The sequence below is a fragment of the Thiomicrorhabdus heinhorstiae genome (assembly GCF_013391765.2).
GTDB classification, from domain to species: domain Bacteria; phylum Pseudomonadota; class Gammaproteobacteria; order Thiomicrospirales; family Thiomicrospiraceae; genus Thiomicrorhabdus; species Thiomicrorhabdus heinhorstiae.
This window is the reverse complement of sequence record NZ_JACBGI020000008.1, coordinates 1-12,222: the sequence shown is the minus strand read 5'-3', so window position 1 is coordinate 12,222 and position 12,222 is coordinate 1. Positions and strand designations below refer to the sequence as shown.

General features: G+C 48.0%; 11 protein-coding genes. 10 read left to right on the top strand and 1 reads right to left on the bottom strand.

From position 1 onward, the window contains the following. Positions 1-170: 170 nt before the first annotated feature. From H8792_RS05890 to H8792_RS05870, 5 genes are all read left to right on the top strand, one after another. Positions 171-662 carry a hypothetical protein gene (locus H8792_RS05890; RefSeq protein WP_185978016.1) on the top strand — a complete coding sequence of 164 codons (492 nt, stop codon included), beginning with the start codon at positions 171-173 and terminating at the stop codon, positions 660-662. 409 nt (positions 663-1,071) lie between these two features. Beyond that, on the top strand, positions 1,072-4,260 hold the full coding sequence (locus tag H8792_RS05885; RefSeq protein ID WP_185978015.1) for a glycoside hydrolase family 15 protein: 3,189 nt from the start codon (positions 1,072-1,074) through the stop codon (positions 4,258-4,260). A gap of 53 nt (positions 4,261-4,313) precedes the next feature. Further along, positions 4,314-5,294: a glucokinase gene (gene glk / locus H8792_RS05880; protein ID WP_185978014.1), complete on the top strand. Its 981-nt coding sequence runs from the start codon at positions 4,314-4,316 to the stop codon at positions 5,292-5,294. 160 nt (positions 5,295-5,454) lie between these two features. Continuing rightward, positions 5,455-6,189, top strand: a complete 735-nt coding sequence (locus H8792_RS05875; RefSeq protein WP_194947649.1) for a transglutaminase-like cysteine peptidase — start codon at positions 5,455-5,457, stop codon at positions 6,187-6,189. 114 nt (positions 6,190-6,303) lie between these two features. After that, positions 6,304-6,552, top strand: a complete 249-nt coding sequence (locus H8792_RS05870) for a hypothetical protein (protein ID WP_185978012.1) — start codon at positions 6,304-6,306, stop codon at positions 6,550-6,552. Here H8792_RS05870 and H8792_RS05865 read toward each other — a convergent pair. After that, a complete protein-coding gene (locus H8792_RS05865) occupies positions 6,549-6,836 on the bottom strand; it encodes a hypothetical protein (protein WP_185978011.1) in 288 nt (95 codons plus the stop codon). The two genes, H8792_RS05870 and H8792_RS05865, sit on opposite strands and share 4 nt — an antisense overlap. A gap of 651 nt (positions 6,837-7,487) precedes the next feature. Between H8792_RS05865 and H8792_RS05860 the strand changes: the two genes are divergently transcribed. From H8792_RS05860 to H8792_RS05840, 5 genes are all read left to right on the top strand, one after another. Continuing rightward, a complete protein-coding gene (locus tag H8792_RS05860) occupies positions 7,488-8,474 on the top strand; it encodes an ABC transporter substrate-binding protein (RefSeq protein ID WP_185978010.1) in 987 nt (328 codons plus the stop codon). Positions 8,475-8,573: 99 nt separating this feature from the next. Further along, positions 8,574-9,587, top strand: coding sequence for a fatty acid desaturase family protein (locus H8792_RS05855; RefSeq protein WP_185978009.1), 1,014 nt, complete (start codon positions 8,574-8,576; stop codon positions 9,585-9,587). Positions 9,588-9,603: 16 nt separating this feature from the next. Next, on the top strand, positions 9,604-10,386 hold the full coding sequence (locus tag H8792_RS05850; protein ID WP_185978008.1) for an N-acyl homoserine lactonase family protein: 783 nt from the start codon (positions 9,604-9,606) through the stop codon (positions 10,384-10,386). 16 nt (positions 10,387-10,402) lie between these two features. Beyond that, complete coding sequence (locus H8792_RS05845; RefSeq protein ID WP_185978007.1) at positions 10,403-11,245, top strand: sugar phosphate isomerase/epimerase family protein; 843 nt, start codon at positions 10,403-10,405, stop codon at positions 11,243-11,245. A gap of 22 nt (positions 11,246-11,267) precedes the next feature. Continuing rightward, the gene (locus H8792_RS05840) at positions 11,268-12,167 is read left to right on the top strand and encodes a DMT family transporter (RefSeq protein ID WP_185978006.1); all 900 of its coding nucleotides are present in this window, start codon (positions 11,268-11,270) and stop codon (positions 12,165-12,167) included. The last annotated feature ends 55 nt before the right edge of the window (positions 12,168-12,222 follow it).

Genomic DNA, 12,222 nt, shown 5'->3' with positions numbered 1-12,222 from the left:
GTAAAACCAGAAAATCGACTCCTTCGTTCCTAACGATTCCAAACTGCAAATCCGTTGCATGATGGCATAATTCGTAATATCTTTATCCGTAGTATCTTTGTTCAAAGACTATCTTTGCTCCATCAATAACTGAGAATTTATTCGTGACGGTGATTAACAGGAAATATTTCATGCATCCGATTGCCTTTCTAGCGCTGGCATTGCTATCGGCGAACACCGCTGCAGGCTCGGAAAAGTTTGGAAAATGGGCAGTTTCTATAGATATTGACCCTATAACCGATGATGTATCGACTCTGTTACTGTCCTCACCCGGCGAAAAAGGCAACAGCATTGGCTTTGAGTGTTTTAAGGGGGAAAAGCAATACACGATAAGATCCAACAGGATTTTTTCCGCAAAAAACACAAACGCCAATATCGATTTTCGAATTGATAAAAGAGAACCCGGGTCGGTCGCCGGTTCATTGCCAACCTATAAAAAAATTGCCTTTACCGATTTTACTCAGGCGCAAATCTTCTTGCTGGTACACCAGATGAAACGAGGCAATCATCTTTATATTAAGGCTCGATCAACCTATAGCGACGGTTATCTCGCTGACAAAATTTCATTGCAGGGATTTAGCAAAGCCTATAAACGATGGTCGTCGGTTTGCACCGTAAAATAAAGTTGAATAAATTTGTCTTTAACACCGGAAACGCTCCATAACAGCGTCAGACGCTTCGCTCATCAGCGGAGAAGCCATTATTTCACTAACTATGCTAATTGAAGCTTTACCATTCCCTACTCTCTGCTATTATTAATCCAAGATTTCTCTGGAATTCCTTTAAATCGAAAAAACCTACAAATCCGACCTTACTACGATTGAACGGCTTAAAAACAAGACCATTCGACAAGCAAAAATAAAACACAAGGCCCGGTAGCACTCGAAATACAAAAATATGTTTTTGCGAACAAGCGGACACCTACCGTTAGGTTCCACTTATTCCCGAAATCATGTTAGAAGATTGAAAGATTCCCTAAACATCCATCTCCCATTACACGGAAACTATCAGGATAGATAGGAAACAAACAATATGAACAATGACGTTTTACCAACATTAGACCGCTACTACCAACAAGTATCAGACATTATTCTTGCCCGCCAAAACCCAATCACCGGTTTACTCCCCGCCAGTACAGCCATCACCGCCCACGGCGACTATACCGATGCCTGGGTCCGCGATAATGTCTACAGTATTCTCGCAGCCTGGGGACTTGGCTTGGCATATCGCAAGGTAGACGATACCAAAGGACGCGCGGTCTTATTGGAACAAAGCGTTGTAAAATTGATGCGCGGTCTTTTGATCGCCATGATGAAGCAATCCCACAAGGTAGAAGCCTTTAAATACACACAAGACCCTCTGGATGCGTTGCATGCAAAATACGCTACCGGCAGCGGTGATCCGGTCGTCGGTGACGACGAATGGGGTCACCTGCAATTGGATGCAACCAGTCTATATCTGCTGATGCTGGGCCAAATGACCGCTTCCGGTTTGCGAATCATCTTCTCGATGGACGAAGTGCAGTTCGTGCAAAACCTCGTTCACTATATCGGTCGCTCTTACCGTACTCCTGACTATGGCATCTGGGAGCGCGGCAACAAAATCAACCACGGGATCGCCGAAGTCAACAGCAGCTCGGTCGGGATGGCCAAAGCCGCTCTGGAAGCCATGGACGGTTTTAACTGTTTCGGTTCCGAAGGCGGTATCGACAGCGTAATCCATGTCGTTCCGGACGAAATCGCCCGCGCACGCATCACCCTTGAAACCGCCCTGCCGTCCGAATCGCTTTCCAAGGAAGTCGACGCCGCCACCCTGAGCGTGATCGGTTATCCGGCATTTGCGGTTGAAGACTCGGAACTGGTCGACCTGACTTTAAACGAAGTGGTAACAAAGCTAGCCGGACGTTACGGATGCAAGCGTTTCCTGCGCGACGGTCATCAGGCGGCGAACGAAGATCATAACCGACTGCACTACGAACCGGAAGAGATGAAACAGTTCGAACATATCGAATGCGAATGGCCGCTGTTCTTCACCTATCTGCTGCTCCACTACCTGTTTACCGATCAACCGGAACTGGCCAGAGAATACCGCGAAAAGCTCGAAGAACTTCTGGTCGAACAGAACGGCCAGAAACTGCTGCCGGAACTGTATTTTGTTCCATTGGACAAAATCGAAGCCGAACGTGAAAACCCGGGATCACAGGAACGCGAACCAAATGAAAACGTTCCTCTGGTCTGGGCACAGAGTCTGTATATTCTCGGCTCACTGGTACAGGACGGCCTGTTGGATGCCGAAGACATCGATCCTCTGGATCGCCACACCTACATCGGCAGAAACCTCGGCAAACAGATTCAATTCTCTCTGGTTGCCGAAAACGACAGCGTACGTGACAAGCTGCATGAATACGGCTTGGTAACGCAAACCCTTGATCAACTCAAACCGATCCATATTCTGCAGGCCAGCTCGCTTGCCGACGCCTTTGAATGGCTCGGACGCTGCGAACGCCTCGGACTCAGCGGACGCCCGCACAGAAACCCGCGCGGTCTGGCAACTTCCTGCGTATACGAATTTGAGGGCAACCGCTTTATTTTCCAGCCACAGTTTCTCAACCGCCACGATTTCTATCTGACCCAGGACAATCGTATGCTGGTGCGACGTCTAAAAATGGAAATGGGCTATATTTACCGCCAGTGGAATTTACCGGGTCGACCGCTAGTCGTGATGGTGATCAATCAGGGAATGCTCAGCAAAGGCGGCAACCAGGCCTTACTGGAGTTTATGGAAGAGTGTCGACACGGACGATGCAGTGATATTCCGGTGAAATTAGGTCCGATAAAGAATTTCATCCCGACTTCGGCGCGCCGCAGTTTGCATTACCTTCAGCAAGCTCCGGGTAGAGATGAAGAACAGCAGATGCGCAGCAACCCTTGCCTGGTATTGCAACCAATCGGCGAAGAATCCGAATCCACACTGGACCTTGCCGTATGCAACGAATGGAGTGACGAAGCGCTGGTCGCACAATTGATCCATGTCGACAATCTGCAGGATCAGTTCAGCATTCTGGAAGTTCTGTTCAGCCGTCATAGCGGAGAATTTGATACCGGCCTGAAAGGCTCTGGCGGCGAAGCCTGCCAGCTTGAAATGCTGATGGAAGAAGTCTATATTCGCGCCAGTGAACAGAACACCTGGGATATTACCCGTCGAGCCGCCGCATGGCTCAATAAGCACGACATCAATCTGGAAGGCGCAGTAACCGAAATTCTGGTGCGTAAAATCGCTTTGAGCGTTTCCCGCCAATACAGTAAGCATTCGACTTTCAGACAACCGGCCGGTGCCGGTGAAATCATGCGCATCATCAAAGAGTTCAACTCCGACGATCTTCGGGCGCAGATTCTGACTCAAGAGCTGATTTTGAATCTCGGACTAATCATCAAATCGCGCCCGAAACTATTGAGCAATATGACTCTGATCCGTACCGGACAACTGTTACAGCTTCTCGCCGGCCATATCCGTCATACCGAAGAGGATTTCAGCGCCGACGACGCCTTGGATCTGCTTATGACCAAGGCACCGTTCGAAATCGCTCAGGCCCTTGAATATGTTCTGGAACACTATGCCGACGTGCAGGAAGAACTCTACCAGCGCGAACTGATGAAATTCGACAATAGCGATGACGATCTGGTTCTTCCGCAATTTGCCGCCGACATGGACCCTGAACTTGGAGATGCCGACGACTGGCACCATTGGCGTAAGATCAACGGCAGTATCGGACGTTATCCGGAAGGTTTCTACGAAGGTGTATGGGATGTCGTCAACCAGACAGCCGGGCTGATTATCGGCGACCAATGGAATCCGAAACGCCGCTTGGATCACGCCTTATCCGCCAATATGACTCGCGGCGAAAAACTGTTTCAGGATAAGGTCGACCATCTGCTGAACAAGACTCCTGTACCGGAAGTTCGCCGCTTGTACTATGAAGCTCTGATGGTGCTCGGTCTGATAATGAAAGCCAATCCCGACATGCATACCGATGATTCCATGTTCCTGGATGTGCTGGTCGGTCATGCGGTACGTTTGCGCTGGCTATCCAAAGAAGGCAATGAAATGATCGCCTACGAAGGCATGCGCGAACAGGCATGGCAGGAATTCTACTACTCGGCACCACATGAAGTTGCCAATGCCATAGTAGAAGCTTTCCGTTTTCTGCATAAAGAAAAATAAGAAACAACAGGCGAATTACTTTTTCGCTCTCGAGGCATCTAGAGGAGATGATTATGGCTCGAATTCTGGCAGGCGATGTCGGTGGAACCAAAACCGTACTGGCCATTTACCAAACCGATGGCGGCCAACTGCAGGAAATCCGTAAGGAGACCTTCCCCAGCGGACAACACTCGCGTTTTGAAGACCTGTTGCTGGAATTTTTAGGCGGTGAAGATGGTCTTGCCGCAGCCGTATTCGGAATCGCCGGGCCGATTAAAGCCCAACGTTGCGTAACAACGAACCTGCCCTGGATAATCGATGCCGCGGAAATCAGTGCCGAACTGAACATTCCCAAAGTCCATCTGTTAAACGATCTGGAATCGGCCGCTTACGGCATCCTGCGTCTCGACCAATTCTATGAACTGAACCCGCATGCCGATGAAAAACCGGGACACATCGCCGTCATCGCCGCCGGAACCGGCCTGGGCGAGGCGATCCTGTTTTTTGACGGTCGGGAACACCATGCCATGCCGACCGAAGGCGGTCACTGCGAATTTGCTCCGCAGAATGCTCAGGAAGATCAGTTACTGCTCTTTTTAAGAGAACGCTTCAACGGCCATGTCAGTATGGAACGCATTCTCTCCGGCAACGGTTTCGGTAACCTATACGACTTTTTGAAAAGCAGCGGATTTGCCAAGGAAACCCCTGAACTTGAAGCGGAGATGCAGCAAGGCGACCGCAATGCAGTAATCAGTATAGCGGCGCTGAAGCAGCAGGATGCTTTGTGTCAGGAAGCGATGCGGCTGTTCTGCAGAATCTACGGCACCGAAGCTGGAAATCTCGCCTTGAAATCTTTGCCACTTGGCGGCGTCTATATTGCCGGAGGCATCGCACCGAAAATTCGTTCGGCACTTGAAGCCGGTGAATTTATGCAGGGATTCCTTGATAAGGGACGGATGAAACACGCAATCGAGCAGATTCCGGTTCGCATCGTCGACAATCCGGAAGCGCCTCTGCTTGGAGCAGCACACTTTGCATCAAAAGTAATAAAATAACCTTTGAATTACAGATAATTATCTATCTTTCTTCAGGTAGTTAATTATCTAAAAAATACCCATAACTTTAACCTGAAAACGCCCTTTGCTATCTTCTCCAGCGCTGAAAACGGTTTTGCGGTAAAGTATTCAGCAAACAGTTAACCAGTAAAAACGTCTCATGCTTAATTTCAAAAACCCCCGCTACACACTTGGACTGCTTTTGCTCGCTTTCATTGGTACTCTAAGCCTGTCCAGCTGTTCCACCTATCGTGAAGAGCCTTCGCCAACTCTGATTTCGGATCAGGTCATCCGCGATTCTGAAAAGAATTACGGCTATTTCGCTCCCCGCCGATTGGAAACCTGGAATGAGATTTTGCAACAAGCCAAAAACTTACCTGAAATCCAACAGGTGAAATTCATTAATCAGCGCTTTAATGAAATTCCCTACAACTCCGATTACTCAATCTGGAAAACCGAGGACTACTGGGCTACCCCGTTTGAATTTCTGGCAAAAGACGCCGGTGATTGCGAGGATTACTCGATCGCCAAATACACCGCTCTACGCAATCTGAATGTGCCGATCACATCCCTCAATCTGGCTTACGTGCGCAAACTTCCGACACTGGAACCACATATGGTTCTGCTCTACGGCGAAGAAGACAATAACTCGCCTCTGGTTTTGGACAACGAAATTAAGGTGGCATTTCCGCTCAAAGATCGTGCTGACCTGATGGTTATTTATAAATTCAACGAAAAAACCGGTTATCTGGTTAACGGGCAAAAAAACGGCTATGAAAAAACCTTTGATGTCTCGACAATCAAGCGGTGGAAAAATTATCTTCAGAGACCGTCGAATTACACTCTGTTAAAACGGGATAAAGAAGAAAAATCCGGATTTTTTAGCTTTTTTTAGTTTTTAATTTCGCTATGCATTCAAGCAAACCCTAGTGAAGATCGACGCTTTATCTTCGAACCATTAATCTATAGACTATATCGTCTAGCAAATCACTCCATAGAAGGAACGAGAATGGATATTTGGAGCAAAATCACCTGGTACGGCGGTGCACTGCTTGGCGCGATTTTTCTAATCGTCGCGCTTCAGGCTCTATCGACGGCTGAAGACGGTCTGATAACGGTGGAAGGACTTTCCGCCCAAGCGGATAATTTCAGATCTTTATACGAAGTGCTTAAGTGGTTTGTATTTGCCTGGTTAGCGGTAGCGATATTTGTTTTTCTCAGATTCCTTGGACGTATGTTCGGAATCGGCCGAACCTAAATTCTGACCACTTGCTCGACATTCTGCCCCAGCAGAATATTCTTGATAATCGCTTCAAGAACATGATCAAAGTGCGTACCCGGGTAATTAAGCGAGAAAATATCTTTGGCGGGAATCACTTGAAAGCGAACGAATTGCGATTTTTCGGGATAGACCATTTCATCTCCCAAAGCCGCTAAAAAGTTACGATCGGTGTGAACTGCTTTAAAGGTCGGTTTCGCACCCTCGCCAAGAGCAAGAAGTATAAAACTCGAATCGGATAATTCAACTACGGAATCAAACATATTTATTCTCCCTAATAAATTCTATTAGTGAAATCTAATATAGCACACTTCCTCCGCCACACTCTTATTTAAGTCTGACAAAAGATTTATCGCCTTTTTCAGAATGAGTTTCCGACAACTTGATTGAAATCATCAATGAATCCGCCAACTTACAACATAATGTAAGTCAGAAAATGCTCTTCCCTAAGACTACTTATGAAAGGCTTAACACAGCCCATTTCATCGATTTTCATACTTTTATTCCTCCTATTGTCGGATGTCTACGCATCCGGCTTTCTTTACAAACAATGCAGCCAACCGTTAAACAACGCGGGATGCTATCTGTTACGCGTCTAAGCAAAATAGTATCCGCAAAATCGTGCTGTTCTTGTCTATGAATATCAAAGCACTACGATTGAATATTAAACATATCGGGAAAACTTCTCTGAATAACCGGAGAAAATAATGTACAACGCGCCCCTTTTCGCACCACAAAAAAACAAAAAACAACCAAAATAAATCAAATTCAAGTAGTTAAGCGCCATTATAAAAACACCAAAATATAGTAACACATTGATAAATATGTATTTTTTAAAAACATAAATTAGTTCTTGCTTATAAGTTATTACCTTTAACAAGTTTCGTAATAATCAATAAAACGGAGAATCACCTATGAACCTTGGAGTCTTTAAGAAAGCGGCAAAATTTGCTGCGGTTTTATCTTTAAGCAGCCTTTCCTGGATTGCCAATGCCGCCGAACCATTGAAAATCGGTTACAGCGACTGGCCGGGCTGGGTAGCGTGGGAAGTTGCCATTGAGAAAAAATGGTTTGAGAAAGAAGGCGTCGATGTGCAATTTGAATGGTTCGACTACGTTGCATCCATGGAAGCTTTCGCAGCCGGACAACTGGATGCCGTCGGCATGACCAACGGTGACGCTCTGGTTACCGGTTCAACTGGTGCGCCGAGTGTCATGATCGCTATCAACGACTACTCTAACGGTAACGACATGGTTGTCGGTCAGCCTGGAATCAAATCCGTTAAAGATTTGAAAGGCAAAAAAGTCGGTGTTGAAGTTGGTTTCGTCGGTCACCTGCTGCTTTTGACTGCACTTGAAGCAAACGGCATGAGCGAATCTGACGTGACTTTGGTTAACGTTCCTACCAACGAAACTCCGCAAGTTTTGGCTTCTGGTGAAGTTGACGCTATCGTTGCATGGCAACCAAGCTCAGGTCAGGCGCTAAAACTGGTTCCTGGTTCAACCGCTATTTTCACCTCTCACGACAAACCGGGAATCATTTACGACGGACTTTCTGTCAACCCTGCAAGCTTGGCATCTCGCGGAGCGGACTGGGAAAAAGTATTAAAAGTCTGGTATGAAGTCGTTGCCTACATCAATGACCCTAAAACTCGTGACGACGCTTTGAAAATCATGGCTTCTCGCGTAGGTCTGACCGCTGAAGAATATGCACCTTTCTTGAAAGGAACCAAACTACTGACTTTGGAAGAAGCAAAAACGGCTTACAAAAAAGGTCCGGGTCTGGATTCTATCTACGGTTCTTCAAAAATCTCTGACGACTTCAACGTCAATAACAAAGTGTACGACACTCCACAGGATGTCGATGCTTACTTTGACGGTAGTCTGACGAACGGTCTATAAGTACCGGATCAAATCGAAGCAACACTTCGAACCCTCTCGAACGCAGCAACCCAATAAGGTTGCTGCATTTTATTTTCACCTGAAAGTGAGTAAACCACGATGCCTTCGAATTCGAAAACCTTCAGACACGACGATGCGCTACTGCCTACACTGCTAGCGACCGCTTATTCACTGGGCGGATATTTGATCGGCGGATACTGGATGTTGATCGATACCTGGTACTTCAACCTGCTGGGGGTCTTGTGGTTTGCCCATTCAATGGTAATCGCCGCTTATCTTATTCATGAAGCGGCTCATCAAAGCGTTTTCCGTAAAAAGCAGGCTAATCGCTGGTATGGCGAATTGCTGTTATGGATTACCGGTTGCAGCTACTCGCACTTTGACGACATAGTGCATAAGCATAACCGCCATCATTCGGATCGAGCCGACATCGTCAGTTTCGACTTCCGCCCAATTCTGGAAAAACATCCGATTCTTCTGAAGACTTTGCAAACGCTGGAGTGGGCATATATTCCCGCTCTGGAAATCCTCATGCACTTACTGGTGATTATGTTACCGTTTGTTAAGGCCAATCGCCGTCAAAGACGAGTACGCGTGCTGTCGGTTCTGATCGTGCGCCTTGCCCTCTTCGCCTGGCTGACGTCGATTTCGATTCACTTCCTGTGGTTGTACGCCCTATCGTATCTGCTGTTCTTGACCGTCATGCGCTTTATGGATATACATCAGCACACCTATGAAGTCTATGAAACCCTCGACTCGCCGCGTGGCCCGGAAGCACGTTTAAGAGATCGCGAGTTCGAGGAGCACAACACCTACTCGAATTTGCTGTCGGTGAAATATCCGTGGATTAATTTGCTAGTGTTGAATTTCTGCTACCACAATGTGCATCACCATCAGCAGCTTCAGCCCTGGTATCGACTGCCGAAACTGCATCAGCAGATATACGGCGATAACGATCAGCAGGTTTTAACCTTCCGCCACCTAATTAAAAGCTTCCATCACTACCGGATACCAAGAATTCTCAACGGCGATCCGATCGATCTGCCGGTCAAACACGATGAAGGCGAAACCTTTATCGGTGTCGACGGCGTGTCATTCCTAACGGCGCACTAAATACGGAACCCGACTCATGACTCAAGTGAAAAAATTCTGGTCGATTCTCACCGGTGAACACACCTATGAGAAAACCCTTTCGACCCGCGGACGCGGCCAGGGCGAAATCATCAAGGCACCGATTCTCGCCTACCTGATCGAAACCAACAACGGACGCATCCTGTTCGATGTCGGCTGCGACTATCAGAAAATCAATCAGCCGGATTTGCGTGCCCAGTACTACGAGCACGACGGTTTTCCTTTCGGACCGCCGGATATGACCGAAGAACAGCGTCTGCCGAATAAACTGGAAATCCTCGGACTGCAACCGGAAGACATCGACATGGTATTCTGCAGCCATCTGCACTTCGATCATGCCGGCGGATTGTGTGAATTCTGCGGCGCGGAAGTTCACGTCCATCAACAGGAAATGAAAGCCGCCAAAGAACCGGCCGACGACGCCTACTTCGCCAACGACTTCGAGCTGCCGCTGAACTGGAAAATCCAAACCGGCGAATACGAACTGGTTCCCGGAGTAAATGCCATCGAAACACCGGGGCATACCGCCGGCCACATGTCGATGATGATCGAACTGCCAAAAGGCCCGCCGATTATCCTGGCCGGCGATGCCGCCGATCTGGTGGAAAACATTCGGGATGAAGTCGCGCCCGGACTTTGCTGGCAGGACAACGAAGCCTTGGCGATCGACAGTATCCGCAAGTTAAAGTCGCTGAGCGAAAAAGAGAAAGCCGACCTTTGGCCGAACCACGACTGGCAGTTTTACCTGAAAACAAACCGTTTTCCAAACTACTTCGAGTAGAGTCTAGACACCTGCCATGAGACTAAAAACTTTTAAAACGCTTTGGGGAAATACCCTGCCGATCGAATCCGCTTGCGCCCAAGCGAAATTCGCCGGTTTTGACGGTATCGAAGGCCGGGCGCCGTCGGTGAAAAGACAGGCGCAATGGCAGGAAACCCTGCAGATTCACCAGTGCGATTATATTGCCGAAATCGTCACCGGCAACGACTATGTGCCGGATCGCAGCTGGACAATACCGCAACATCTGGATGATATCAAACGGCAGATTGAGAAATCGCAACCGCTCAGTCCCCTGTTTGCAACCTGTATCGTCGGCTGTGATGCCTGGTCCGAATCGGAGGCGATTGTTTTTTTCGAACATGCGATGCGTCTGGAGGAAGAATTCGGTCTGTTATTAAGCTTTGAAACTCACCGCAGCCGCCCGACTTTTAATCCTTGGAGCACACTACGGATTGCCGAAGCCCTGCCGGAACTCAAATTGACAGCCGATATCAGTCACTGGTGTGTTGTCTGCGAAAGGCTGATGGATTCGGAAATGGAAACCCTGCAACAACTGATTCCGCAAATCTATCATATCCATGCCCGGGTTGGTTACGACCAAGGACCGCAGGTTCCGGATCCCCGCGCTCCTGAATATCAAACGGCGGTCGATTCGCACCTTAATTTCTGGCAACAGATCTGGCAGTACAAGCATCGGCATACTGCGGATGAAATCAGCATGACGCCGGAATTCGGCCCGGATGGTTATTGCCATTTGCAACCCTATACACAAATGCCCGTTGTCGACCTGTGGGAAGTCAACCAGTGGATGAACAAGCGGGTAAGACAAGCCTATTCAGATTGTCTCGACGCGCTTTAACCTTTTCGGAATATTAAAACCTATGCAATCTATCGCCATTATCGCTCTACTTGGTGCCTCCATTTTATGGGGGCTTACCTGGCTGCCCTTGAAATTTCTGCATGAGCAGGGATTCAACGGCATCGCCATCACCTTCTTGGTATACCTGATCATGTTTGCGATCACCATCCCGCTTATCTGGCGCTTCAGAAAAGAGATCGCCGGAAACTGGCCGGCACTTCTGGGAATTATGCTGCTGGGCGGCGGTGCTCAGCTGGCGTTTAATACTTCGATGATTTTCGGTGACGTAATCCGTGTGATGGTGCTCTTCTATCTGGTTCCCTTGTGGGGGGTGCTTGGCGGGCGTCTGTTTCTGGGTGAACAGATCACCCCCTTTCGCTGGCTTGGTATGGGGCTTTCCATCATCGGTGCCTTTTTGGTCGTCGGCGGCATGAATGCTTTTTATTCTCCGCCGAGCTGGATCGACGGTCTGGCCCTGTTATCCGGCTTCCTGTTTGCCATGAACAACATCGTTTTCCGCGCTTCATCAAAAGTTCCGGTCATGCTGAAACTGAATTTTATGTTTTTGGGCGCAGCAGTTCTTGCACTGATGGCGTTTAGCCAGCTGGACGAACAAGTCATTCCGGAGGTCTCGTTCAATATTTGGCTGACTCTGTTGGCCTTTGCCGTTCTCTGGGTGCTATTAGCCAACTTGGGAACCCAATGGGCGGTTACGCAAATGGAGGCCGGTAAATCGTCGATTATTCTAATTCTGGAGCTGGTGACTGCAGTGGTGTCTGCCAGCTTTATTCTCGGCGAAACGATGGACGGTTTGGAGATGCTTGGTGGCGTATTGATTCTGGTTGCCGCTCTTCTGGAAACCATTCCACAAAAAAGTAAACCGGAAAAACCGCACCAAAATGGAGAGGTTTCCTCTCTTTAATAAAACATTCTGTATAGTTAAAAAGACCCAACTCCACTCAAAAATAATTTAACTA

Bases quoted from the DNA above. Each gene is read 5' to 3' on its own strand.
- H8792_RS05890 (WP_185978016.1), top strand. From the start codon at position 171: ATGCATCCGATTGCCTTTCTAGCGCTGGCATTGCTATCGGCGAACACC.
- H8792_RS05885 (WP_185978015.1), top strand. From the start codon at position 1,072: ATGAACAATGACGTTTTACCAACATTAGACCGCTACTACCAACAAGTA.
- glk (WP_185978014.1), top strand. From the start codon at position 4,314: ATGGCTCGAATTCTGGCAGGCGATGTCGGTGGAACCAAAACCGTACTG.
- H8792_RS05875 (WP_194947649.1), top strand. From the start codon at position 5,455: ATGCTTAATTTCAAAAACCCCCGCTACACACTTGGACTGCTTTTGCTC.
- H8792_RS05870 (WP_185978012.1), top strand. From the start codon at position 6,304: ATGGATATTTGGAGCAAAATCACCTGGTACGGCGGTGCACTGCTTGGC.
- H8792_RS05865 (WP_185978011.1), bottom strand. From the start codon at position 6,836: ATGTTTGATTCCGTAGTTGAATTATCCGATTCGAGTTTTATACTTCTT.
- H8792_RS05860 (WP_185978010.1), top strand. From the start codon at position 7,488: ATGAACCTTGGAGTCTTTAAGAAAGCGGCAAAATTTGCTGCGGTTTTA.
- H8792_RS05855 (WP_185978009.1), top strand. From the start codon at position 8,574: ATGCCTTCGAATTCGAAAACCTTCAGACACGACGATGCGCTACTGCCT.
- H8792_RS05850 (WP_185978008.1), top strand. From the start codon at position 9,604: ATGACTCAAGTGAAAAAATTCTGGTCGATTCTCACCGGTGAACACACC.
- H8792_RS05845 (WP_185978007.1), top strand. From the start codon at position 10,403: ATGAGACTAAAAACTTTTAAAACGCTTTGGGGAAATACCCTGCCGATC.
- H8792_RS05840 (WP_185978006.1), top strand. From the start codon at position 11,268: ATGCAATCTATCGCCATTATCGCTCTACTTGGTGCCTCCATTTTATGG.